Origin of the sequence: Kribbella sp. NPDC050124 (genome assembly GCF_044460355.1) — a bacterium.
Taxonomy (GTDB): Bacteria; Actinomycetota; Actinomycetes; order Propionibacteriales; family Kribbellaceae; genus Kribbella.
Window position 1 is genome coordinate 729,702 of sequence record NZ_JBITJU010000001.1, and the last position, 21,848, is coordinate 751,549.

Annotated in this window: 19 protein-coding genes; 13 read left to right on the forward strand and 6 right to left on the reverse strand. The window is 68.4% G+C overall.

The window, feature by feature from the left end:
- Positions 1-72: 72 nt before the first annotated feature.
- On the reverse strand, positions 73-513 hold the full coding sequence (locus ACIBL3_RS03645; RefSeq protein ID WP_396352301.1) for an Lrp/AsnC family transcriptional regulator: 441 nt from the start codon (positions 511-513) through the stop codon (positions 73-75).
- A 188-nt stretch (positions 514-701) separates the two neighbouring features.
- On the opposite strand from ACIBL3_RS03645, the gene ACIBL3_RS03650 reads away from it, so the two are divergent.
- Genes ACIBL3_RS03650 through ACIBL3_RS03670 form a run of 5 tightly spaced genes read left to right on the forward strand, consistent with a single transcriptional unit; the run spans position 702 to position 6,087 of the window.
- A complete protein-coding gene (locus ACIBL3_RS03650; protein WP_396351595.1) occupies positions 702-1,889 on the forward strand; it encodes a spermidine/putrescine ABC transporter substrate-binding protein in 1,188 nt (395 codons plus the stop codon).
- A 7-nt stretch (positions 1,890-1,896) separates the two neighbouring features.
- Positions 1,897-3,030 (forward strand): ABC transporter ATP-binding protein, encoded by a 1,134-nt coding sequence (locus tag ACIBL3_RS03655; RefSeq protein WP_396351596.1) that lies wholly within the window; start codon positions 1,897-1,899, stop codon positions 3,028-3,030.
- Entirely contained in the window at positions 3,027-3,929 is a 903-nt protein-coding gene (locus tag ACIBL3_RS03660) for an ABC transporter permease (RefSeq protein WP_396351598.1), read from the forward strand. The genes ACIBL3_RS03655 and ACIBL3_RS03660 overlap by 4 nt, the downstream gene beginning before the upstream one ends.
- Positions 3,926-4,726 carry an ABC transporter permease gene (locus ACIBL3_RS03665; RefSeq protein WP_396351599.1) on the forward strand — a complete coding sequence of 267 codons (801 nt, stop codon included), beginning with the start codon at positions 3,926-3,928 and terminating at the stop codon, positions 4,724-4,726. The genes ACIBL3_RS03660 and ACIBL3_RS03665 overlap by 4 nt, the downstream gene beginning before the upstream one ends.
- Entirely contained in the window at positions 4,723-6,087 is a 1,365-nt protein-coding gene (locus ACIBL3_RS03670) for an NAD(P)/FAD-dependent oxidoreductase (protein ID WP_396351600.1), read from the forward strand. Before ACIBL3_RS03665 ends, ACIBL3_RS03670 begins: the two co-directional genes overlap by 4 nt.
- 134 nt (positions 6,088-6,221) lie before the next feature.
- Here ACIBL3_RS03670 and ACIBL3_RS03675 read toward each other — a convergent pair whose 3' ends face one another.
- A complete protein-coding gene (locus ACIBL3_RS03675; protein WP_396351601.1) occupies positions 6,222-7,610 on the reverse strand; it encodes an aspartate aminotransferase family protein in 1,389 nt (462 codons plus the stop codon).
- A gap of 157 nt (positions 7,611-7,767) precedes the next feature.
- Here ACIBL3_RS03675 and ACIBL3_RS03680 point away from each other — a divergent pair, with 157 nt between their 5' ends.
- The 5 genes from ACIBL3_RS03680 (at position 7,768) to ACIBL3_RS03700 (ending at position 13,842) form a co-directional block, all read left to right on the forward strand.
- Positions 7,768-9,393 (forward strand): amidohydrolase, encoded by a 1,626-nt coding sequence (locus ACIBL3_RS03680; RefSeq protein WP_396351602.1) that lies wholly within the window; start codon positions 7,768-7,770, stop codon positions 9,391-9,393.
- A gap of 1 nt (position 9,394) precedes the next feature.
- A complete protein-coding gene (locus tag ACIBL3_RS03685) occupies positions 9,395-10,822 on the forward strand; it encodes a gamma-aminobutyraldehyde dehydrogenase (RefSeq protein WP_396351603.1) in 1,428 nt (475 codons plus the stop codon).
- 92 nt (positions 10,823-10,914) lie between these two features.
- Positions 10,915-11,802 carry an N-acetylglucosamine kinase gene (locus tag ACIBL3_RS03690; RefSeq protein WP_396351604.1) on the forward strand — a complete coding sequence of 296 codons (888 nt, stop codon included), beginning with the start codon at positions 10,915-10,917 and terminating at the stop codon, positions 11,800-11,802.
- Positions 11,799-12,494 (forward strand): N-acetylmannosamine-6-phosphate 2-epimerase, encoded by a 696-nt coding sequence (locus tag ACIBL3_RS03695; protein ID WP_396351605.1) that lies wholly within the window; start codon positions 11,799-11,801, stop codon positions 12,492-12,494. The genes ACIBL3_RS03690 and ACIBL3_RS03695 overlap by 4 nt, the downstream gene beginning before the upstream one ends.
- 103 nt (positions 12,495-12,597) lie before the next feature.
- A complete protein-coding gene (locus ACIBL3_RS03700; protein ID WP_396351606.1) occupies positions 12,598-13,842 on the forward strand; it encodes a hypothetical protein in 1,245 nt (414 codons plus the stop codon).
- Here the strand turns inward: ACIBL3_RS03700 and ACIBL3_RS03705 are convergent.
- Together ACIBL3_RS03705 and ACIBL3_RS03710 are read right to left on the reverse strand one after the other, a co-directional pair.
- Complete coding sequence (locus ACIBL3_RS03705) at positions 13,839-15,902, reverse strand: YhgE/Pip family protein (RefSeq protein WP_396351607.1); 2,064 nt, start codon at positions 15,900-15,902, stop codon at positions 13,839-13,841. The genes ACIBL3_RS03700 and ACIBL3_RS03705 overlap by 4 nt on opposite strands.
- Positions 15,899-16,582 (reverse strand): hypothetical protein, encoded by a 684-nt coding sequence (locus ACIBL3_RS03710; RefSeq protein WP_396351608.1) that lies wholly within the window; start codon positions 16,580-16,582, stop codon positions 15,899-15,901. Before ACIBL3_RS03710 ends, ACIBL3_RS03705 begins: the two co-directional genes overlap by 4 nt.
- Before the next feature lie 56 nt (positions 16,583-16,638).
- Here ACIBL3_RS03710 and ACIBL3_RS03715 point away from each other — a divergent pair, with 56 nt between their 5' ends.
- Positions 16,639-17,241 (forward strand): TetR/AcrR family transcriptional regulator, encoded by a 603-nt coding sequence (locus ACIBL3_RS03715; RefSeq protein WP_396351609.1) that lies wholly within the window; start codon positions 16,639-16,641, stop codon positions 17,239-17,241.
- Positions 17,242-17,249: 8 nt separating this feature from the next.
- On the opposite strand, the gene ACIBL3_RS03720 is transcribed toward ACIBL3_RS03715, so the two are convergent.
- Complete coding sequence (locus tag ACIBL3_RS03720; protein ID WP_396351610.1) at positions 17,250-18,869, reverse strand: molybdopterin-dependent oxidoreductase; 1,620 nt, start codon at positions 18,867-18,869, stop codon at positions 17,250-17,252.
- A 99-nt stretch (positions 18,870-18,968) separates the two neighbouring features.
- Positions 18,969-19,520 carry a MarR family winged helix-turn-helix transcriptional regulator gene (locus ACIBL3_RS03725; RefSeq protein ID WP_396351611.1) on the reverse strand — a complete coding sequence of 184 codons (552 nt, stop codon included), beginning with the start codon at positions 19,518-19,520 and terminating at the stop codon, positions 18,969-18,971.
- Between the two features lie 182 nt (positions 19,521-19,702).
- On the opposite strand from ACIBL3_RS03725, the gene ACIBL3_RS03730 reads away from it, so the two are divergent.
- Together ACIBL3_RS03730 and ACIBL3_RS03735 are read left to right on the forward strand one after the other, a co-directional pair.
- Entirely contained in the window at positions 19,703-20,467 is a 765-nt protein-coding gene (locus ACIBL3_RS03730) for a hypothetical protein (protein WP_396351612.1), read from the forward strand.
- The gene (locus ACIBL3_RS03735) at positions 20,467-21,759 is read left to right on the forward strand and encodes a hypothetical protein (protein ID WP_396351613.1); all 1,293 of its coding nucleotides are present in this window, start codon (positions 20,467-20,469) and stop codon (positions 21,757-21,759) included. The genes ACIBL3_RS03730 and ACIBL3_RS03735 overlap by 1 nt, the downstream gene beginning before the upstream one ends.
- Positions 21,760-21,848 lie beyond the last annotated feature (89 nt).

A 21,848-nucleotide genomic window follows, 5' to 3' on the forward strand; every position in this document is an offset into this window, starting at 1 on the left:
CGTCCCGGTCACCTGCGAGCGTGGATCGCCCGGCGGCGTGCTCCGCGGGCTCCCCGGTGTCCCCCCAAAGGATCAGCGCACACCCCAGGAATAGGTCTGTTTCACCAACTTGAGGTAGACGAACGTCTCGGTCGCCTTGACGCCCTCGATCTGCCGGATCCGCTCGGACAGCACCTGCAGCAGGTGCTGGTCACTCTCGCACAGTACCTCGGCCAGCAGGTCGAACGAGCCGGCCGTGATCACGACGTACTCGACCTCGTCCATCTTCGCGAGCTCGTCCGCGATCGGCTCCAGCGCGCCCTCCGCCTTGATCCCGATCATCGCCTGCCGGTCGAAGCCGAGTTGGAGCGGATCGGTGACCGCGACCACCTGCATCACGCCGGCGTCGGTCAGCCGTTGCACCCGCTGCCGGACCGCCGCCTCGGACAGCCCGACGGCCTTGCCGATGGCAGCGTACGAGCGGCGTCCGTCCCGCTGGAGCTGCTCGATGATCGCCTTCGAGGTGTCGTCCAGCAAGGCCTGGTTCTTGTCCGGGTTCCCCGTTCGCACTGCCACCCGGAGATCCTCTCAGTGTCACGGGGCGTAAGCAAGTCGGCGCAGCGGAATTCGTTGCAAAATGACCGAATCGCTACGGAATCCCTTGTCTAGATCAGTTCGGTTTGACAGTATCGCCCGCGAAGGGTGCCTTCTTGGGGGGTCCGATGAGTCCTCGTCATCAGCGTCTTGTCGGCCGCCGGACCGTGCTGCGGGGGATGTCGTTGTCCGCCCTCGGACTGGCCGGCGGTGGTCTGGCCGGGTGCGGTATCCCGCCCGCCGCGCAGGCCGAAGGGGAGTGCGTCAGTACCGACCTGTCCGCGGAGCAGAAGACGCTGATCTTCTCGAACTGGCCCGGGTACATCGACGAGGACGAGGAGAACAGCAAGGCCACACCGCCGACGCTGGCCGCGTTCCAGAGCGAGACCGGGATCAAGGTCACCTACACCGCCGACGTGAACGACAACGCCGAGTTCTACGGCAAGGTCCGCGACCAGCTCGGCTCCTGCGAGCCGTGCGGCCGCGACCTGTTCGCGCTGACCGACTGGATGGCGGCCCGGATGATCGGGCTGGGCTGGATCCAGAAACTCGACCACGCCAAGATCCCCAACGTCGACGCCAACCTGCTGCAGAAACTCAGGGCGCCGAGCTGGGACCCGAACCGCGACCACAGCGCGCCGTGGCAGAGCGGTCTGACCGGCATCGCCTACAACGCGTCGGTCACCAGCGAAGTGGGCAGCATGGCCGACCTGATCGACCGCGAGGACCTCAAGGGCCGGATCACGATGCTGTCCGAGATGCCCGACACGATGGGCTTCATGCTCCGCCTCACCGGCGCGGACCCGGGCGACTTCAACGACGCGGAGTGGAGCAAGGCGCTCGAGCTGCTCCAGGACACGGTCGCCTCCGGGCAGATCCGCCGCTTCACCGGCAACGACTACGTGCAGGACCTGAACGCCGGCAACATCGCGGCCTGCGAGGCCTGGTCGGGCGACGTGATCGCGATGCAGGCCGACAACCCCGACATCAAGTTCGTGGTGCCGGAAGAAGGCCTCAACCTCTGGTCGGACAACCTGATGGTGCCGAACAAGGCCGACCACAAGGCCAACGCCGAAGCGTTGATGAACTTCTACTACGACCCGGAGATCGCGGCCACGCTGGCGGCCTGGGTGAACTACATCTGCCCGGTCGAGGGCGCGCGGCAGGCGATGGAGGCGATCGACCCCGAGCTGGTCGAGGACCCGCTGATCTTCCCCGACCAGGCCATGCTGGCCAAGACGTTCACCTTCATGCCGCTGGACACGGCCCAGGCGAAGCTCTACGAAACCGACTTCAACCTCGCGATCGGGGGCTGAACTCATCATGACCAGTGATCTCGTTCTCACCGCAATCAGCAAGCAGTACGGCGCTCAGCGAGCCGTCGACCATGTCGAGCTGACCGTCCCGTCCGGCGCGTTCTTCGCGCTGCTCGGACCGTCCGGCTGCGGCAAGACCACAACCCTGCGGATGATCGCCGGCCTGGAGGAACCGACCACCGGCACCATCCAGCTGGGACAGCAGGACATCACCGGGCTGCGCGCGTACAAACGGCCGGTAAACACGGTGTTCCAGAACTATGCGCTGTTCCCGCACCTGAGCATCTTCGAGAACGTCGCCTTCGGGCTGCGCCGCCGCGGCGTCAAGGACGTCAAACCGCAGGTCGAGCAGATGCTCGAGCTGGTCGAGCTCGGTGACTACGGCAAGCGCAAACCGGCGCAGCTGTCCGGTGGCCAGCAGCAACGAGTCGCGCTGGCCCGGGCCCTCATCAACCGGCCGCAGGTGCTGCTGCTGGACGAACCGCTCGGTGCGCTCGACCTCAAACTTCGCCGGCAGATGCAGCTCGAGCTGAAGCGGATCCAGACCGAGGTCGGCATCACCTTCGTGCACGTCACGCACGACCAGGAAGAGGCCATGACGATGGCCGACACGATCGCGGTGATGAACGGCGGCCTGATCGAGCAGCTCGGCACGCCGGCCGAGCTGTACGACCTGCCCGCGACCACGTTCGTGGCGAACTTCCTCGGTCAGTCGAACCTGATCCGGGCCACGATCATCGGTCAGTCCAACGGCAATCTGGTGCTCGACGTGCACGGTCGCAAGGTGACCGTGCCGCTGCCGCGGTGCCGGGTGACCGAGGGTGAGGTCTGGATGGGGATCCGGCCGGAGAAAGTGTTCCTGGCCCCGGCAGGTACGGAGCAGAGCAACGGCGAGAACCAGTTGCGCGGAGGGATCGTAACTGATGTCAGCTACGTCGGCGTGAGCACGCAGTACCTGACCCGCCTGCCCTGGGACCAGGAGCTGACGGTCTTCGAGCAGAACACCGGGGCGCGGGAGGCGCTCGCGGTCGGAGACCAGGTGGACTTGCACTGGCAGCCTTCGCACACCTTCGTGCTGGACGCCAGGCAGGATGCACTCGCGGGAGTCGAGGACCTCGACGACTCGGGCGGTGCGGGGTGAGCGCGGTCGGTCAGTTGGGGGCGACCGCGCCGACTCCGGCGACCAAGCCGCAGCGGTCCGGCCGGCGGCTGACGGCGTACCTGCTGCTGCTTCCGGGCGGACTCTGGTTGCTGCTGTTCTTCGCCGTACCGCTGGTGTCGCTCTCGGCCGCGAGCCTGTACGACCCGAACGGCTCGATCGAGACCGGGTTCGCGATGACCTGGCACTGGCAGAACTTCGTCGACGCGATGGCCGACTACGCCCGCCCGTTCGCCCGGTCGCTCTGGTACGCGCTGCTCACCACGGCGTTCTGCCTGCTGATCGGCTACCCGCTGGCGTACGCGATCGCGCTCAAGTCCGGCCGGTGGAAGAACCTGATGCTGGCGCTGGTGATCGCGCCGTTCTTCACCAGCTTCCTGATCCGGACGCTGTCCTGGAAGCTGCTGCTCAGCGACAACGGGTTCGTGGTCGACTTCCTGCAGATGATCCACATCCTTGGCCCGGACGGGCGGTTGCTGGCGACAACCACGGCTGTGATCACCGGGCTGACGTACAACTTCCTGCCGTTCATGGTGCTGCCGCTGTACGCCAGCCTGGAACGGATCGACCGCCGCTTGATCGAGGCCGGCGGCGACCTGTTCGCGGGGCCGTTCACGACCTTCCGCACGGTCACGCTGCCGCTGTCGATGCCTGGGGTGGTCGCCGGGACCCTGCTGACCTTCATCCCGGCGGCGGGTGACTACATCAACGCTCAGCTGCTCGGTACACCGAAGCAGCGGATGATCGGCAACGACATCCAGCGCCTGTTCGCCGCCGGTGCCTACCCGACCGCCGCCGCGTTGTCGGTGACGCTGATGGCCGCGATCGTCGTACTCGTGCTCTTCTACATCCGGCGCGCCGGAACGGAGGAGCTGGTATGACCAGAGCCGGCCGGTTCGTCGGACGCCACCTGATCATGGTGATCGCGGTGCTCGTCCTGCTGTACCTGTTCGCGCCGATCGCCGTCGTGATCCTGATGTCGTTCAACGCGCCGGAGAACAAGCTGTCGTACACGTTCGACGGCTTCACCTGGGACAACTGGCTGAACCCGTGCGAGCCGCTCGGGCTGTGCGAAGCGGTCAGCGCCAGCCTGCGGATCGGCCTGCTGGCCACCGTCATCGCCACCGCGCTGGGCACGCTGATGGCGTTCGCGATGGTGCGGCACCGGTTCCGCGGCCGGTCCGCGACGAACCTGTTCATCTTCCTGCCGATGGCCTCGCCGGAGATCGTGCTCGGCGCGTCGCTGCTCGCGCTGTTCGTGTCCGGCGGGTTCGGCGGGCAGCTCGGGTTCTGGACGATCCTGATCGCGCACGTGATGTTCTGCCTGTCCTTCGTGGTGGTGACCGTGAAGGCGCGGCTGACCGGGATGGACGCCCGGCTGGAACAGGCCGCGATGGACCTCTACGCGAACGAGTGGCAGACGTTCTGGCGGATCACGTTCCCGGGGGTCTTCCCCGGCATCCTGGCCGCCGCGCTGCTCAGCTTCTCGCTGTCCTTCGACGACTTCATCATCACCAACCTGAACGCCGGCACCACGGTGACGTTCCCGATGTACGTCTGGGGGTCGGCGCAGCGCGACCTCCCACCGCAGATCAACGTCGTCGGTACGGCGATGTTCGTGCTGGCCCTCGTCCTCGTCCTCGGTGGCGAACTGGCCCGCCGGCGAAGGACCGGATGACGTCGGCCCTCAGCGAGGCAGAACCACTGGTCTTCTGGCTCGACGACAAGGCCGCCCCATCGCCGCTGCCTCCGCTTGCCGGTGCCGAGACCGCAGACCTGGCTGTGGTGGGGGGCGGTTACACCGGTCTGTGGACGGCGCTCCGGGCCAAGGAACGCTATCCGGATCTCGACATCGTGCTGCTCGAGGCGTACACCTGCGGGTCCGCGGCCAGTGGACGCAACGGCGGGTTCTGCGATGCCAGTCTGACCCACGGGTTCGCGAACGGGTTGGCCCGTTGGCCGGAGGAGTTGCCCGTCCTCGAACGAGTCGGCCGGGAGAACCTGGAGGCGATCGGCGAGACCATCGCGCGACTCGGGATCGACTGCGACTGGCGCCGTACCGGGGAACTCACAGTCGCCACCGCGCCGCACCACCTGGAGGAACTTGCTTCGGAAGCGGCTGTGCGTGGCGGCGTGACGTTGCTGGACCAGGACGCCGTACGGGCCGAGGTGAACTCACCTACCTACTTGGGTGGTCTTTGGGATGCGTCGGGCACGGCGCTGGTCGAGCCGGCGCGGCTGGCCTGGGGGTTGCGTGAGGCCTGCCTGGAGCTCGGCGTACGCATCTACGAGAACACGCGTGTGCGTCAGTTGCGGTCCGGATTGTTGTCGACGGCAATGGGTTCGGTCCGGGCGGACCGGATCGCGGTGGCCACCAACGCGTTTCCTTCGCTGCTTCGACGACTGCGGCTCTACACGGTGCCCGTCTACGACCTCGTGCTCGTGACCGAACCGCTCTCGCCTGCTCAGCTCGCTACCATCGGCTGGCAACGGCGTCAGGGGGTCGGCGACGCGTCCAACCTCTTCCACTACTACCGCCTCACCCGCGACGACCGCATCCTGTGGGGTGGCTACATTCCCCTGTACTACTACGGCAGCCGCATCAACCCCGCCCTCGAACAACGCGACGACATCCACCTCCTGCTCGCCCAGCACTTCTTCGAGACCTTCCCCCAGTTGGAGGGCCTCCGCTTCACCCACCGTTGGGGCGGCGTCATCGACACCAGCACCCGCTTCTGCGCCTTCTTCGGCACCGCGCTTGGCGGCCGCGTCAGCTACGCCCTCGGCTACACCGGCCTCGGCGTAGCCGCCACCCGCTTCGGCGCCGACGTCATGCTCGACCTCCTATACGCGGAAACCACCGAACGCACCCACCTCCGCATGGTCCGCGAACGCCCCCTCCCCTTCCCACCCGAACCCCTCCGAGCAGCCGCCATCCACCTGACCCGCCACTCCATGTCCCGCGCCGACACCAACGCCGGCCACCGAAACCTCTGGCTCCGCACCCTAGACCGCCTAGGCCTCGGCCTCGACTTCTAACCGCGGCCCGGTCGGCGAGCCGGCTAAAGCGGACCGCCACGCCATCACAATCACCCACCGGCGCCGATCCCGAGCGCGACACCGGCCGCCGACAGCGGAATGTGATGGCCTGGACGTCGCAATCCACGCGGCATCTACAGCTGGGATTCGGCTTTGGTGAGGACGGTGCGGAGGATTTGTTCCATTTCGGTGAAGTGGGGGGTGTCGCAGATCAGGGGTGGGGAGAGTTGGATGACGGGGTCGCCGCGGTCGTCGGCTCGGCAGTAGAGACCGGCGTCGAAGAGGGCCTTGGAGAGGAAGCCGCGGAGCAGGCGTTCGGACTCCTCGTCGTCGAAGGTCTCCTTGGTCGCCCTGTCCTTGACCAGTTCGATGCCGTAGAAGAACCCGTCGCCGCGGACGTCGCCGACCAAGGGCAAATCGAGCAGCTTCTCGAGCGTCGCCCGGAACTCCCCCTCCCGGACCCGGACGTGCTCGTTGATGCCTTCGCGCTCGAAGATGTCCAAATTGGTCAGCGCGACCGCGGCGGATACGGGGTGGCCACCGAAGGTGTAGCCATGGGCGAACGTGGTGTCGCCGTGCAGGAACGGCTCGGCCAGCCGGTCGGTCGCGATCATCGCGCCGAGCGGTGCGTAGCCGGAGGTCAGGCCCTTCGCGCAGGTGATGATGTCGGGCTGGTAGCCGTAGCGTTCGGCGCCGAACATGTGGCCGAGCCGGCCGAAGGCGCAGATCACCTCGTCGCTGACGAGCAGTACGTCGTACTCGTCGCAGATCTCGCGGACCCGGTCGAAGTAGCCGGGCGGCGGCGGGAAGCAGCCGCCGGCGTTCTGGACCGGCTCGAGGAAGACGGCGGCGACGGTGCCGGGGCCCTCGTTCTCGATGGCGACCGCGATCTGGTCGGCGGCCCAGCGGCCGAACGCGGCCGGGTCGTCGCCGTGGATCGGGGCGCGGTAGATGTTGGTGTTCGGGACCCGGAACGTGCTCGGCACCAGCGGCTCGAACGGCGCCTTCAGCTCCGGTAGTCCGGTGATCGACAGCGCGCCGTGTGGGGTGCCGTGGTAGGCGATCGCGCGGCTGATGACCTTGTGCTTACCGGGTTTGCCGGTGAGCTTGAAGTACTGCTTGGCCAGCTTCCAGGCGGACTCGACCGCCTCGCCGCCGCCACTGGTGAAGAAGACCCGGTTCAGGTCGCCGGGCGCGTAGCCGGCGATGCGCTCGGCCAGCTCGATCGACTTCGGGTGGGCGTAGGACCAGAGCGGGAAGAACGCCAGCTCCGCGGCCTGCTTGGCTGCTGCCTCGGCGAGCTCGGTGCGGCCGTGACCCAGCTGGCTGACGAAGAGCCCGGCCAGACCGTCCAGGTACCGCTTGCCGCGGGCGTCGTACACATGCACTCCGTCGCCCCGGACGATCACCGGTACGTCGGCCTGCTGGTAGCTCGACAACCTGGTGAAGTGCATCCACAGGTGGTCGCGCGCCGACTGCTGCAGGTGGGCGAAGCCGGCGTCGTCGAGCATGTCGGACGGCATGTGGGTCCCTTCGTCTCGAGATTTTGCCGTTCCCATATCGTGCCTCCCGCAACGCGCACTGGCAAGTGATTTCGTGCCGAACAACCCGATATGGTGTCGATGTCAGTGGTCGCCTGGGTGATCTGATGCGGAATCCGCAGTCCAGGGAGGTGGTCGGGTGGACACGGTATTCGTCAACGGCGCAGTCTTCGACGGTCATCGGCACCGGCCCGGGCTGTCGGTCGGCGTTCGTTCCGGCCGGATCGTCGCGGTCGGACCGGACCTCAGGAGGCTGATCGGCCCGGAGACCGACGTGGTCGACCTCGAAGGCGGTCTGCTGCTGCCCGGCTTCGTCGACGCGCACGTCCACCCGGTCCAGGGCGGCCTCGAACGCGCCCGCTGCGACCTCTCGCCGGCGTCGGGGCTCCCGTCGTACCTCTCGACGCTCTCGACGTACGCCGGAAGTCACCCGGACGTCCCGTGGATCCTCGGCGGCGGCTGGCACCAGCCGGACTTCACCAACGGAGCGCCCGCCGCGGCCGATCTCGACACCGTGGTCCCGGACCGCCCGGCCTTCCTGGTGAACGCGGACCACCACGGCGCCTGGGTCAACACACATGCAATCAAACTCGCCGGCATCGACGCCCGCACCCCCGACCCGCCCGACGGACGGATCGAACGCGGACCCGACGGCGCGCCGACCGGCACCCTGCACGAGGGCGCGATGGACCTCGTCGGCCGCCTCGTCCCACCCACGACTCACCAAGAGCTCGTCGACGCGCTGACCGACGCGCAGGCGTACCTGCACTCGCTCGGCATCACCGGCTGGCAGGACGCGATCGTCGGCGACTACGCCAACATGAGCGACCCAGGACCGGCGTACGCCGAGCTAGCGGTGACCGGTCAACTGACCGCACGTGTCGTCGGCGCCCTGTGGTGGCAGCGGGACCGTGGTCCCGAGCAGATCCCGGACCTGGTGGTACGGCGACATGCCCTGCACAGCCAACGATTCCGCGCCGGCAGCGTCAAGATCATGCAGGACGGTGTCGCCGAGAACTTCACCGCCCCCATGCTCGAGCCGTACCACGACGGCTGTGGTTGCCGGACCGCCAACGCCGGCCTGTCGTTCGTGGATCCGATCGAGCTGCGGGACAACATCACCAAGCTCGACGCCGAAGGCTTCCAGGTCCACGTGCACGCGATCGGGGACCGCGCGGTCCGGGAGGCTCTGGACGCGTTCGAGGCGGCACTGACCCAGAACGGCGACCGCGACCTGCGGCACCACATCGCCCACCTCCAGGTGGTGCATCCCGACGACATCGCCCGGTTCGCCGAGCTCGGGATCACTGCGAACCTGCAGGCGTTGTGGGCGGTCCGGGATCCGCAGATGGTCGATCTCACGATTCCGTTCCTCGGCCCGGAGCGGTCCGGCTGGCAGTACCCGTTCGGCGACCTGGCCCGGTCGGGAGCCCGGCTCGCGGCCGGTTCGGACTGGCCGGTGTCGAGTCCGGATCCGCTGGCCGCCGTACATGTCGCGGTGAACCGGAGCTCGCCTGGTGACGCGGACCCGTTCCTGCCCGAGCAGGCGCTGGAACTGGCGACCGCGTTGGCGGCGTACACCTCGGGGAGCGCGTGGCTGAACCACGAGGACGACACCGGACGGATCCAGGCCGGCGCGCTGGCGGACCTGGCCGTTCTCGACCGGGATCCGTTCGCCGGGCCGGTCGCGGAGATTGCCGAGGCCCGGGTACGGGCGACCTACGTCGAAGGCGTCTGCGTCTTCGATCGACGAGATGGGGACTGACATGGCTGAGCTCAGGAACTTCGTGGACGGCAAGTCGGTGGGTGCGCTCAGCGGGGCGACGTACGACGTCATCGAGCCGGCGACCGGTGCGGTCTACACGCAGGCGCCACTGTCCGGGCCCGAGGACGTCGATCAGGCGATGACCGCGGCGGCCCGCGCCTTCGAGAGCTGGCGGGACACCACGCCGGCCGAGCGGCAGTTGGCGCTGCTGAAGATCGCCGACGCGATGGAGCAGCGCGCCGACGAGTTCGTGCAGGTGGAGAGCCGGAACACGGGCAAGCCGCTGTCGCTGACCGCGAGCGACGAGGTGCCGCCGTGCGTCGACCAGTTGCGCTTCTTCGCCGGCGCAGCCCGGGTGCTGGAGGGCCGGTCGGCCGGTGAGTACCTGGCCGGGCACACCTCGTGGATCCGGCGGGAGCCGATCGGCGTCGTCGGGCAGGTCACGCCGTGGAACTACCCGCTGATGATGGCGATCTGGAAAATCGCGCCGGCGCTCGCCGCCGGCAACACCGTCGTCCTGAAGCCGAGTGACACCACTCCGGCGTCCACCGCGCTGCTGGCCGAGGTGTGCGGCGAATTCCTGCCGCCGGGTGTGTTCAACGTCGTCTGCGGCGACCGGGACACCGGTAGAGCCCTGGTGGATCACAAGATCCCGCAGTTGGTCGCGATCACCGGATCGGTCCGCGCCGGGATGGAGGTCGCGTCCGCCGCGTCCCGGCAGCTGAAGCGCACGCATCTGGAGTTGGGCGGCAAGGCTCCGGTCGTGGTCTTCGACGACGCCGACCTGGAGAAGGCCGCTCAGGCGATCGCGGACGCGGGCTACTTCAACGCCGGCCAGGACTGCACCGCGGCGACCCGCGTGCTGGCCGGACCGCGCATCCACGACGACTTCGTCGACGCCATCTCCGACCTGGCACGCGACATCAAGACCGGGCAACCCGACGATCCGGACGTCACGTACGGCGCCCTGAACAACGCCAACCAGCTCAGCCGGGTGAGCGGCTTCATCGACCGGCTGCCCGACCACGCGAGCCTCCGCACCGGCGGGCAGGCGCTCGGCGACCGCGGCTACTTCTACGCGCCGACTGTGGTCTCCGGACTGCGCCAGGACGACGAGGCGATCCAGCAGGAGATCTTCGGGCCGGTCGTCACCGTCCAGCAGTTCACCGACGAGGACGAGGCGCTGCGCTGGGCCAACGGCGTCGAGTACGGCCTGGCCTCGTCGGTATTCACCCGCGACCACGGTCGCGCGCTGCGCATGGCCCGCCGCCTCGACTTCGGCTGCGTCTGGATCAACACCCATATCCCGATCGTCGCCGAGATGCCGCACGGCGGCTTCAAACACTCCGGCTACGGCAAAGACCTCTCCATGTACGGCCTCGAGGACTACACGAGGATCAAGCACGTCATGTCCAACATCGAGCCTTAGGCCGTGGCCTAGTGGTCTAAACGAGGTTCTTTACCTGGGTGGCGGGTTCGGGTCAGAGTAGGGCGCGACAACAGGCCAAGAGGAAGACCGGTATGACGAGCGTTGCCATCGACGGTGGGCAGTCCGCCCTCAGACTGCGGGTGCTCCCCACCGGGCAGGTCGGCACCGGGCCGGGCTACGTGCACGGGCCGGACAGCATCCCGCGGTTGCTGGAGGCAATCCGGACCGCCGCAGCCGCTGCAGACCTTGCTGGACCGGTGGACGTCGTCGCGCTGGGGCTGACCGGGTTCCCGCCCGTACGTGAGGTCGCGGAGGGGCTTGCCGCGCAGGTAGCTGAGCTGCTGGACGCTGATGAGGTGCGGCTGACACAGGACATGGTGACGGCGCACGCAGGTGCACTGGTCGATGGGTATGGCGTAGTGGTTGCCGCCGGCACCGGACTGGTCTGCCTGGCCGTCGACCGGGACGGCTCCTGGCACAAGGTCGACGGCCACGGGTACCTGTTCGGCGACGCCGGGAGTGCCTTCGCAATCGGTCGCGCCGGGCTGGTCGCCGTACAGCGGGCCCGGGACGGTCGTGGGCCGACCACCAAGCTTGCGGACACCACGCTGGAGCCGGCGACGCTCTACAGGTCCGCCACGTTGGTGGACGACGTCGCCCGGTTCGCTCCAGAGGTACTGCGTTGTGCTGCCGAAGGCGACCCGGTCGCGACGGACCTCGTCGTACGGGCCGCACGGGACATCGCTGAGACGATCGATGCTGCCGTCGCAACGCTTGCAGGACTCGGTGAGGTCCCAGTGGCTTGTGTCGGCGGGCTGTTCGCCGGTGCGGGCGAGCAACTGCTCGGTCCGGTGCGTGCAGCCGTGCCTAGCCGTGCGCAGCTCGTGCCTGCCGCCGGCACCTCGCTCGACGGCGCCGAGCGCTTGGCGACCAGTCCGCCTGGCCCGTACGCCGACCTCATCGTCGCCCACCGCTCGTGACGGCGCCAAGGCTGCCGCCCGGCAGTCTGGTCGTGTCGTGCCAGTCCATCCCGGGAGACCCGTTCGACTCCGCGGAACTGATGGCCTTGATGGCGCGCGCGGCCGAGTTGGGCGGAGCGGGTGCGATCCGTGCGAACGGTCCCGAGCACGTCGCCGCGATCCGGGCCGTGACGGCGTTGCCGATCATCGGCATCCACAAGGTCGGCGACCCGTCGGGCGTGTTCATCACCCCGACGTTCGAGGCCGCGGCCGGTGTCGTGGCGGCCGGCGCCGACCTGGTCGCGCTGGATGCGACGCTCCGACCACGCCCGGACGGGCAGACGCTGCGCAGTCAGCTCGATCGCATTCACGCCGAGCTGGGTGTACCAATCCTGGCCGACGTGGACACCTTCGAGGCCGGCCTCGCGGCATATCGAGCCGGCGCCGACCTGATCGCGACCACGCTGTCCGGGTACACCGCCGGCAGTACGCCGACCGGACCTGACGTCGACTTGGTCCGACGACTTGCCGCCGCGGTGGATTGCCCCGTCGTCGCCGAGGGCAGGATCAGGACACCCGAAGACGTGCGCGCCGTCTTCGACGCCGGTGCGCATGCCGTCGTAGTCGGCTCCGCGATCACCAACCCCACCCACATCACCGCCCACCTCGCGAGCGCCGTACCGCCGAAGTGGTCTACTCGAACTGACCCCTGACCGTTCGATCCTGGAGACACCCCTCGATTCCTTCTGCCCTTGCGGGCTATCTTGACTGGACCGGAAAGATTTCACCGGCACGACCGCTGGAGCGTGTAGGTAAGTGAGCAAACTCCTCCTGGCCGCGACCTCTCTGGACGTCACGCCACCGCCTGGCCACCGGCTGGACGGCTATGCCGCCCGTACCGCCACGGCGACAGGAGCCGCGGACCCACTGCGCGCCACCCTGATCTGGCTCAGTACGGCGGACGACCCCGGCGTGCTCTGGCTGAGTCTGGACGCCATCGCGGTCGGCAGGGGCCTCGTCGCCGAGCTGTCCGCAGCAGCTGCGTCCGCCGCCGGCATCCCGGCACGGCGCGTCGTGGTGTCTGCCTCCCACACGCACTCCGGTCCGTCGGGGTGGACCGGTGAGATCCACCCGGTCATCCCGGCGGAGCGCGAGCCCGCCCTGTACGAGCCCCTGGTCGCAGCAGTCGCCAACGCATCACTGCCACGCCGACCGGTCACGGCGTCGTGGCGTTCGGTCGAGGTGATCGGCGTCGGCGCGAACCGGCACCGCAAGAACGGTCCGCACGACAACACCGCCGGGGTGCTGGCCCTGCACTCGCTGGAGGGATCGCTGGAGGCGTTGCTGCTCGACTTCGCCTGCCACCCGACGACTTACGGCCCGGAGAACCTGCGGTGGTCGGCAGACTGGCCGGGAGCTGCCCGCGCCGCCCTTGCTCCTGCAGTGGTCGGCTATCTGCAGGGCGCCGCGGGCGATGTCAGTCCACGGTTCACGCGGCGGGGTCGCGGTGCCGAGGAGGTCGCCCGTCTGGGCGGTCTGCTCGCTGCACGTGTCCGTGAGGCGCTCGCTGGTCCTGGACTGGAGCTACCGCAGTCGGCGCCGGCCATCCGCCGTACGACGATCGACCTTCCGGTCCGGCGGGTGCCGCCGGCAGAGGAAGCGGCAGTCACCGTCGCGGCGGCGGAGAGTGCCGTCCGCGGTGGCGCCGACCATCCGTCGATGCGGATCGCGCAGACGCGGCTGGACGGGGCACGCGGCCAGGTGCTGATGGCTACGGCATCGTTGCCAGAGTCGCTGGAGTTGCCGATCAGTGTGGTGACGCTGGGCGAGGTTTGCTGGGTCAACCTGCCGGTCGAGCTGTTCGCCCTGCACGGCGCCTGCCTGCAGGCCGACAGCACGCACCCGATCACCCGAGTCGTCGGCTACACGGACGGGTACTACGGCTACATCGTCGACCCCTCCGCCGCCGAGTCCGGCGCCTACGAAGCCCTCATCACCTTCTTCGACCAACCCACCACCAACTACCTCCTTACCGAAACCGCCGCTTTCATCAACGCCTAGAGCGCCAGTTCCGGTTGGAGTTTCTTGGCGGGCCAGATGCGTTGGTTGCGGGCTGCCAGGGTGGAGGCGGCGAGGGCGGCGAGGAGCCAGCTGGCGAGGACCAGGAGGTCGCGGCCGAGCGATGCGCCGGGACCGCCGTACATCAGGTGCCGTACGCCGTCGATCGCGTAGCTCATCGGGAGCGCGTGGTGGAAGAAGTACAGCGGCTCGGGGATCGTCTGCCACGGGAACGTGCCGCCCGCGCTGACCAGCTGGATCACCATCAGCACCAGGCCAAGGAACTTGCCGACGGCGCCGAACCACGCCGACAGCGCGTGCAGGATCGCGACGAACGTGAACGACGTCAGGATCAGGAAACCGACCGTCAGCCACGGGTGTGCCGCGTCGATCCCGAGTCCGAGTGTCACTGCGGCGAACACCAGCGTCGCCTGGACCGCCCCGAACAGCGCCGGCGGCAGCCACCCGCCAAGGGCGACCCGGAACGGCGACTGGAGTGCAGCCAGCGCACGTGGTGACAACGGCCGGACCAGCAGGAACAGCACGTACGCCCCGATCCAGCAGGCCAGGCAGAGGAAGAACGGGGCCAGTCCGGCGCCGTAGCTGTCGGCCGTGGCCTGCGAGACGTTCTGCAGGGTCACTGGCGCACCAAGCGTTTCCGCGACCGCCTTGCGCTGGTCGGCGGACGGGTTGGGGATCTGCTTGACGCCGTTGGCCAGTCCGGTGTTCAGCTGGGTCGCACCGGTCTTCAGCTGAGTGACTCCGGTCGCCATGCCGTTCACGCCGGTCAGCAACTGCCCCTGCCCGACCACTGCCTGCTTCTCACCGGCCGCGAGCTGCTGCGCACCAGTCTGCAGGCTGGCGAGACCGGTCTTGAGTTGCCCCGCTCCCGTGTCCAGTTGGTGCGCTCCACTTGCCGCCGTACTGATGCCACTGGTCAGTGCCGGGGTCGCCTTGGCCAGAGCAGCAGCGCCGTTGGAGACCTTGCGGGCACCGGTCGCGAGCGTGTTGAGCTGCTTCGACGTCGTCTGAATCTTCGTGTTCGCACGTACGACGGGAGCGCGCAGGTTGGCCGTCTCCGTGAGCACCTGGTTGATCTGGGTCTGGGTGAATCCCTTGGCCTTGAGGCGAGCGGCCAGACTGCCGTCCAGAGTGCCCAGGTCCTTCACGAGCGTGCTGGACGCAGTCGCTACCTGGCGGCCGGCGGTGGCGACCTGCTCGTTGCCGTCGGCGACCTGGTCGGCACCAGTGGCGAGCGCCTTGGTCTGCTTGGGCAGCGTCGCCGTCTTCCGCTTGAGCGTGCCCAGGCCATTGTCGAGCTTGTTGGCGCCGGCGGCCAGCTCGATGGCGCCTTGAGACGCCTGCGCGGTGCCGGTCGCCAGCTTGGTCGCACCGGCGGAGAGCTGCTTCTGTGCGGTGTTGAGCTGGGTCGAACCGGTCTGCAGCTTGCCGGCGCCAGTGGCAGCAGTAGTCAGCGCGCTCTGCAGTTGCGCCGCGCCAGCCGCTGCCTGGCTGACCTGCGTGTGGATCGTGCCGTAGCCGGCCAGCAGTTTGCTTGCCGCGGTCTCGCTCGCCTGCGACGCGACGGTCTTGGTGACCTGCGCGACGACCTGGTTGGCGATGGTGTGCGCGATGTAGTTGTTGGCGTCGTTGGTGAGCAGCTCGAGATTGGCTTGCCGCGGCGTGAACTCGGCGCTGGAAGCGAGGTCCGCGGAGAACGACTTCGGCAGCACCAGGGCGAACTCGTACGTGCCGTCGGACACCCCAGCGGTCGCGTCGGCACGGTCGACCTGATGCCAGTCGAAGCTCTTGGACTTCACCAGCTCGTCGGCCACCTGCGGCCCGACGTCCAGCTTCTCTCCGGTGGCGAGCGTCGTACCCGCGTCCTCCACCACGACCGCAGTCGGGACCTTGTCGAGTCGGCCGTAGGGATCGTGGTTGGCGTAGAGGTAGAGGCCGCCGTACAGCAATGGCACGAGCAGCAAGGCGACCACCGCCAGCTTCGGCAACCGGCCTGCGGTCAGCCGCCGCAGCTCACTCAGTGCCATCCGAACCGCGGTCACGCGTGGGTCTCCTCTACAAGTGGTGCGATGGGGTCGAGCGCCTCGATCTGGACCGGCTCCGGCTGGTCCGTCGAGCCGAGCTGAGCAGCCGGTACGGCGAGCAGCCGGGCCGACGCGTCCGCACAGGTGATGATCACGCCGTACCCGCGGGACGCCAGGTCGCGGCCGACGGCGTACCAGTCGTGTGGATCGCCGCCGTGCCGGTCCGGCATGGTCAGGATGACGACCTGCACGTCAGGCCGCGCCACCGTGAGCTCGGCGAGCAGTCTGGTCCGGGCACCGACCGGGAGGTGCTCGAACCGCTTGCCGGCGTGCTCAGCCGCGTCATGCTCGTCCAGCCAGTCCAGCACTGCCCTGCGACCAGCCTTGCGCCCGGCGATCGCCAATTCCTCACCGACGACCGTCTGCACGGGCAGTGCGTCGTCGGGCTCGGTGATGCCGGGTGCGTCGACCACAGCGATCTGCCGACGAAGCAGTCCGGCGTCCGCCTTGCCGTCCAGCCGCACCTGCCCTGTGTCGGGCTTCAGCCGACCGGAGAGCCCCAGCGAGGCGGCAACGTGACCAGGGCCCGGGTAGCCCGACAGCAGCACCAACTGGTGGTCAGCGACCTTCACCGACGTGGCGTCGAGCATCTGCGCGTGCGGGCCGCGCACGCTGATCCCGGTGGCCTCGAGCTCCATCCATGCTCCCCGTTCAATACGGTTGTGTATTCAATACAGAACTGTATCCTATGGTCATGGAACCGCCCAAGCGCCGCCGTACCAACACCCGGGCCCGCCTGCTCGAAGGCGCCCTCGAGGTCTTCGCCGAGCGTGGATTCCACGGCGCGTCGGTGGAGGACATCTGCGACCGCGCCGGGTTCACCCGCGGCGCGTTCTACTCCAACTTCGGCTCCAAGGACGAGTTGGTCATCGCGCTGTTCCAGGCCACCACGGACCGCCTGATCGAGCAGATCAGCGCGCTCCTCCCCGAGCTCGCGAACGAGCCGGTGACGCTGCTCGACGCCGTACTCGGACTGCTCGACGAAGCCGCGCCGGACCAGCGGCGGTGGCATCTCATCTCCACCGAGTTCACGCTGCACGCGCTGCGCAGCCCGGATGCCGCGCGGGCGCTGAACGAGCAGCGGGAGGCGTTCCGGTCCCGGCTGACCCACCTGGTCGAGGAGATCGCGGAGACCAATGGGCTGGAGTTCAGCGTGCCGCCGGAGCAGTTCGTCCGGCTGGTGATCGCGCTGCACGAGGGAGCCCGGTCACAGAGCCTGCTGGAGCCTCGCAAGGTCCCGGCCGGCTCGCTCGAGCAGACGTTCCTGCCGGTGGTCCTCGAGGCCGTGACGCGTTAGCCGAGGGGTTAGCCGATCTTCACGTCGACCGTGTGGAGGCCCGTCGAGCCGTTCGGCGCCGGTGGTGCGGACGCCTCGACCTGCGGGTTGCCCTTGGCGTCGAACGCCCGTACCTGCAGGACATGGTTGCCGCGCGGCGCGTCCCAGCTCCAGTGCCACTGCCGCCAGGTGTCGATCGACGCGTCCGCCGCCAGCGTCGCTTGTTGCCATGGGCCCCCATCGACGCGGACCTCGACCTTCGACACCCCGACGTGCTGGTCCCAGGCCACTCCGGCGACGGTGACCTGACCCGGTTCCGCCTTCGACCGCGGTACGTCGATCCGCGACGACAACTTGATCGGCCCGAGCTCCGACCACCCGCGTGGCGTCCAGTACGCCTCGAACCGGTCGAACCGGGTCACCTCGATATCCGTCAGCCACTTGGTCGCCGACACGTACCCGTACAGCCCGGGTACGACGATCCGCACCGGGAAGCCGTGCTCGACCGGCAACGGCTCACCGTTCATCGCGAACGCGAGCATCGACTGCCGGTCGTCGAGCAGCGTGCTGAGCGGTGTGCCGGCGGTGAACCCGTCTTTCGACATCGACTGGATTGCGTCGGCGTCCTTGGCCGGCCCGGCCTCCTGCAGCAGGTCCTTGAGGAGTACGCCGGACCACAGCGCGTTGCCGATCAGGTCGCCGCCGACCTCGTTGCTCACACACGTGAGGGTGACCCACTTGTGCACGACCTGGCGCCTGAGTAGGTCGTCGAAGGTCAGTTCCAATTCGCGGTCGACCATGCCGTGGATCCGCAGCTTCCAGTCCGACGGCAGGATCTGCGGCACCGAGAGGGCGGTGTCGATGCGGTAGAAGTCCGCGTTCGAGGTGACCCACGACGTCGCGCCGTCGGCCTGGACGCCAGCCGGCGCATCCAGGGTGGGTGGCTTCGGAAGGTTGAGGCCCTCGCGGGCTTCGGCGACGGCGGCGCGGTTGCCGCCCAGGACCCGCCCGAGGGCGCCGATCGCGGCGGAGCCGATCGCTACGCCGGCCGACAACTGCAGGAAGCCGCGGCGACTGACGCTGTCGTCGGGTGCGTCGAGCAGTGGTTCGAGTCGTCGGGAGAACAGTCTGAGGACGAACAGGGCGGTGATGCCGGCGACCATCGACGGCACGAATCCGGTCTGCCCGCTGTCCGGTCGGGTCGCGGCCGCGACGACTGCCAGGCCGACGAGTACGACGGTGACGAGTGCGCCGGCCCAGTAGCGCCGTACCGCCAGAACGCCGGCGAACGCGGCAAGGACCAGCAGGACGCCCAGGATGCCGACGCGGAGCGCGGTCTTGTCGTTGGTCCCGAACCACGCGATCGCGAGGTCCTTCAACCACGGCGGCACCCGGTCGATGAACGCGGACCCGATCGCCACGACTGGCGTCAGCCGCGTCCCGAGCAACCCTGCAACCACACTCCCCACTGCCAGGCCGGCGAGGGCGGCCAGCACGCCACCGACAGCGCCCCGCCACCAACCAGCGCTCGGGCCGGCGCCATCCCCGCGCGCGCCGTCATCGGGGTCGAGACCGTGCGGCTGGCCGACCGCGTCGTACCCGCGATCTGTGGTTCGGCTGCGCGTGGTCCCCTGGTCGCCTTGGTTCACCTCTCAACGATTACGCGACGGGGCGCCCGACACCAGTCGAGCGCCCCATCCGTTAGTCGCGGGTAATGCAATTCAGTTGGTGTTCAGTTGTCGGGTGGTTCAGATCCGGTCGGGAGTGATCGGCCCCAGGTTCGGCCGGCCGTTCGGCCAGCGGCGAGCGTTGTCGCGGACCCGGCGAAGCTTGCCGAGCACGACGTCCCGCTCGTCGGACAGCTGCGACATCCACAGGCTGTCGATCTCCAGGAGGTGGTCCGGCAGTGCTTCGCGCAGCCGCCGCTTCCCCTCCTCGGTGAGGACGGCGAACGAACCGCGGGCATCGTCGGGACAGGGCTCCCGGCGTACCAGACCGAGGTTCTCGGCGCGGTCGACCAGCCGGGTGATGCCGCCGGTGGTGACGGTCAGCTCCCGGGCGAGGGACGTGAGACGCTGCTTCTCTCCGTGGCTGCGGGCCAGCCGCAGCAACAGTTCGAACATTGCCATTTGCAGACCACTGCGCTTGAGGGAATGGCGCATCAGGTGATCGAGCTCGGCCGCTGCTTCACGCAGCAGGCCGTACGCGGTGATCACGTCGCTTTCCCAGGGTTCGGCGGCGCGAGTGGGTTCTGCATCGGCGAGCGCTAGGGGCGAGCAAAGCGAAGGCGCGATGGTCATGCGCGGACTCTATTAGCTGACTAGGTCACTTCGCTACACGGGGTGACCCTTCGGCTACAGATCGACCCACAACCGCAATGACGCCGAGCGTAACCCCGCTGCCTGTGGATAACTTCCGCGGCGATCGGCCGATTTTTGCCAGCCTTGTTCCGCGAGGTTTCACCACCGGATCGGGGAGCGCGATGAACGAGAAATCACCGTACGGCCGCGGCTTCATCGCCGCCTGCATAGTCGTCGCCGCAGTCCTCCTCTGCGGCGCCCTCCTGCTGATCTCCAGCACCCGCAGTACGACGAACCCCGCAGCCACACCCAACCCGGTCCAGTCCACCTCAGCCGCTCAGACGGATCCTGGTTCGGTTGCTCAGCCTGTTGCGCCTAGCCGGCCCGCAGCACCCGCCAACCAACTCGGCTCCGGCTGCGTGCTTCCGGCCGGTGATCAGGCGATCCCGCTCAAGCCGCCGGCCGTCGACGGCTGGGACGTCAGCCGCCGCGTCGTCGTACCCCGCTCAACCACAGCCGGCCCGGCAAAGACCGACTCCGACGGCTTCCGCCGCTGCTTCGCGCATTCCCCGACCGGCGCCGTCTTCGCCGCCTACAACGTCGTCGCCGCCCTCGCCGACCAACGCCAGTCCATCCCGACCGTCCGCAAACTCATGCTCCCCGGCCCCGACACCCAAGCGTTGATCCACGAGCTCAGCACCGAGAAGCCATCCACGAACTCCACCGCCAGCCAACTCGCCGGCTACCGCGTCCTCGACGCCAACCAGCACCGAGCCACGATCATGCTCGCGATCCCCGTCGAGTCGGCGTACATGAGCCTCACCCTCACCCTCGTCTGGCACGACAACGACTGGCGCCTCCAACCACCCCCACCCGGCGAACCCGTAGGCACCCCCTTCGCCCAACACCAAGACCTCTCCGACTTCGTCCGCTGGACCGGTGTCTGATGTGTGGACCCACTGACGTCACGTGCCACATCACCGACGGCTTCCAGGCCGCAACCAACAACGCCCTCCAGCAGATCAGCGCGAGTATCGGCAAGTCCGCGATGGAGGGCATCGACGCCATCGCGACGTTCTGGATCAAGGAGCCCAGTCCGACTCTGGTGGTGGGCGCGGGAGACGGGTCCCCGCACAACAGCGTGATGGTGGACTTCCTGCAGGGCAACGTCCTGTGGATCTCCGCTGCCGTTTTCACCCTCGCCGTACTGATCGCGGGCATGCGGCTCGCCTGGGAGCAGCGAGCCCAACCGCTCCAGGACCTGCTGAAGGCAGTGTTGACCTTCGTCGCCGTGAGCGCCGCGGGTACGGCGACGATGCAGCTACTGGTCGAGTGGTCGGACGAGGTGTCCTTGAGCATCATCCGCTCGGCACATCCGGATCAGACCACGTTGTCGAGCGCACTCGGCGCGCTGGTGATGCAAGGAAGCCTCGGCATGCTGAGCGGCGACCACGCGGCGAGTCTGATCATGATGTTCGCGGGAGTGGCGGTGATCATGGCGGCGCTGATCCAGGTCGTGCTGATGGTCATCCGTTCGGCCATGCTGATTCTGCTGGCCGGGACGTTCCCGCTCGCCGCCGCAGCAACCAACACCGAGGTGGGCCGGACCTGGTTCAAGAAGTACTGCGCTTGGGCCTTGGCGTTCATCGCGTACAAGCCGGCCGCCGCACTGATCTACGCGGCCGCGATCAAGATGAACGAGGTCGGGGTGGGCCAGTCCTCCAACAGTTTCGTGCAGACCACGACCGGGCTGATGATGCTGTTCCTCGCGATCTTCGCGTTGCCTGCCCTCCTCCGCTTCATGGTCCCGGTGACTGCTGCGGTCGCCGGTGGCAGTGCCGGGATGGGCAGTTCGGTCGCGGACCCGGGCGGCGTGGCTACCGGCGCCCTGAACGTCGGCCGGTCGTTCATGGGCCGTGGATCCAGCAGCTCAGGCGGCGGCGGGTCGGGCGGTGGGTCCGGCGGCGGTGGCGGTGGTGGTGGCGCGTCGGGAGCCGTCGGCGTCGGGGCTGCCGCGAGCGCAGGATTGGTCGCCGCCGGAGCGGTGGTCAACGGTGCACGCAAGGTCGCCGGTGGAGTCGCCGGCGCCGCAGCGCATTCAGCCGGCGAGTCAGGAGGCGGCTCCGTGACACCAACCGCATCCTTCGGGCCGATCGCACGCCGTACCCCTCGCTCCAAACCCACAGCCGCTGCCCACGGACGCACCCCAGAACCAGCCGGCCCTTCGGGCAGCCGCTAGCACAGCGACCCGGCCGCGCGCGGCCGATGACGGTCTGCTGCGCCACTGGCGGGTTGCAACACAGCAGCGGTCAAACAACCCGCCAGTGG

Coding starts and splice junctions, on each gene's coding strand:
- ACIBL3_RS03650 (WP_396351595.1), top strand. CDS start 702: ATGAGTCCTCGTCATCAGCGTCTTGTCGGCCGCCGGACCGTGCTGCGG.
- ACIBL3_RS03655 (WP_396351596.1), top strand. CDS start 1,897: ATGACCAGTGATCTCGTTCTCACCGCAATCAGCAAGCAGTACGGCGCT.
- ACIBL3_RS03665 (WP_396351599.1), top strand. CDS start 3,926: ATGACCAGAGCCGGCCGGTTCGTCGGACGCCACCTGATCATGGTGATC.
- ACIBL3_RS03670 (WP_396351600.1), top strand. CDS start 4,723: ATGACGTCGGCCCTCAGCGAGGCAGAACCACTGGTCTTCTGGCTCGAC.
- ACIBL3_RS03675 (WP_396351601.1), bottom strand. CDS start 7,610: ATGCCGTCCGACATGCTCGACGACGCCGGCTTCGCCCACCTGCAGCAG.
- ACIBL3_RS03685 (WP_396351603.1), top strand. CDS start 9,395: ATGGCTGAGCTCAGGAACTTCGTGGACGGCAAGTCGGTGGGTGCGCTC.
- ACIBL3_RS03690 (WP_396351604.1), top strand. CDS start 10,915: ATGACGAGCGTTGCCATCGACGGTGGGCAGTCCGCCCTCAGACTGCGG.
- ACIBL3_RS03710 (WP_396351608.1), bottom strand. CDS start 16,582: ATGGAGCTCGAGGCCACCGGGATCAGCGTGCGCGGCCCGCACGCGCAG.
- ACIBL3_RS03715 (WP_396351609.1), top strand. CDS start 16,639: ATGGAACCGCCCAAGCGCCGCCGTACCAACACCCGGGCCCGCCTGCTC.
- ACIBL3_RS03725 (WP_396351611.1), bottom strand. CDS start 19,520: ATGACCATCGCGCCTTCGCTTTGCTCGCCCCTAGCGCTCGCCGATGCA.
- ACIBL3_RS03730 (WP_396351612.1), top strand. CDS start 19,703: ATGAACGAGAAATCACCGTACGGCCGCGGCTTCATCGCCGCCTGCATA.
- ACIBL3_RS03735 (WP_396351613.1), top strand. CDS start 20,467: ATGTGTGGACCCACTGACGTCACGTGCCACATCACCGACGGCTTCCAG.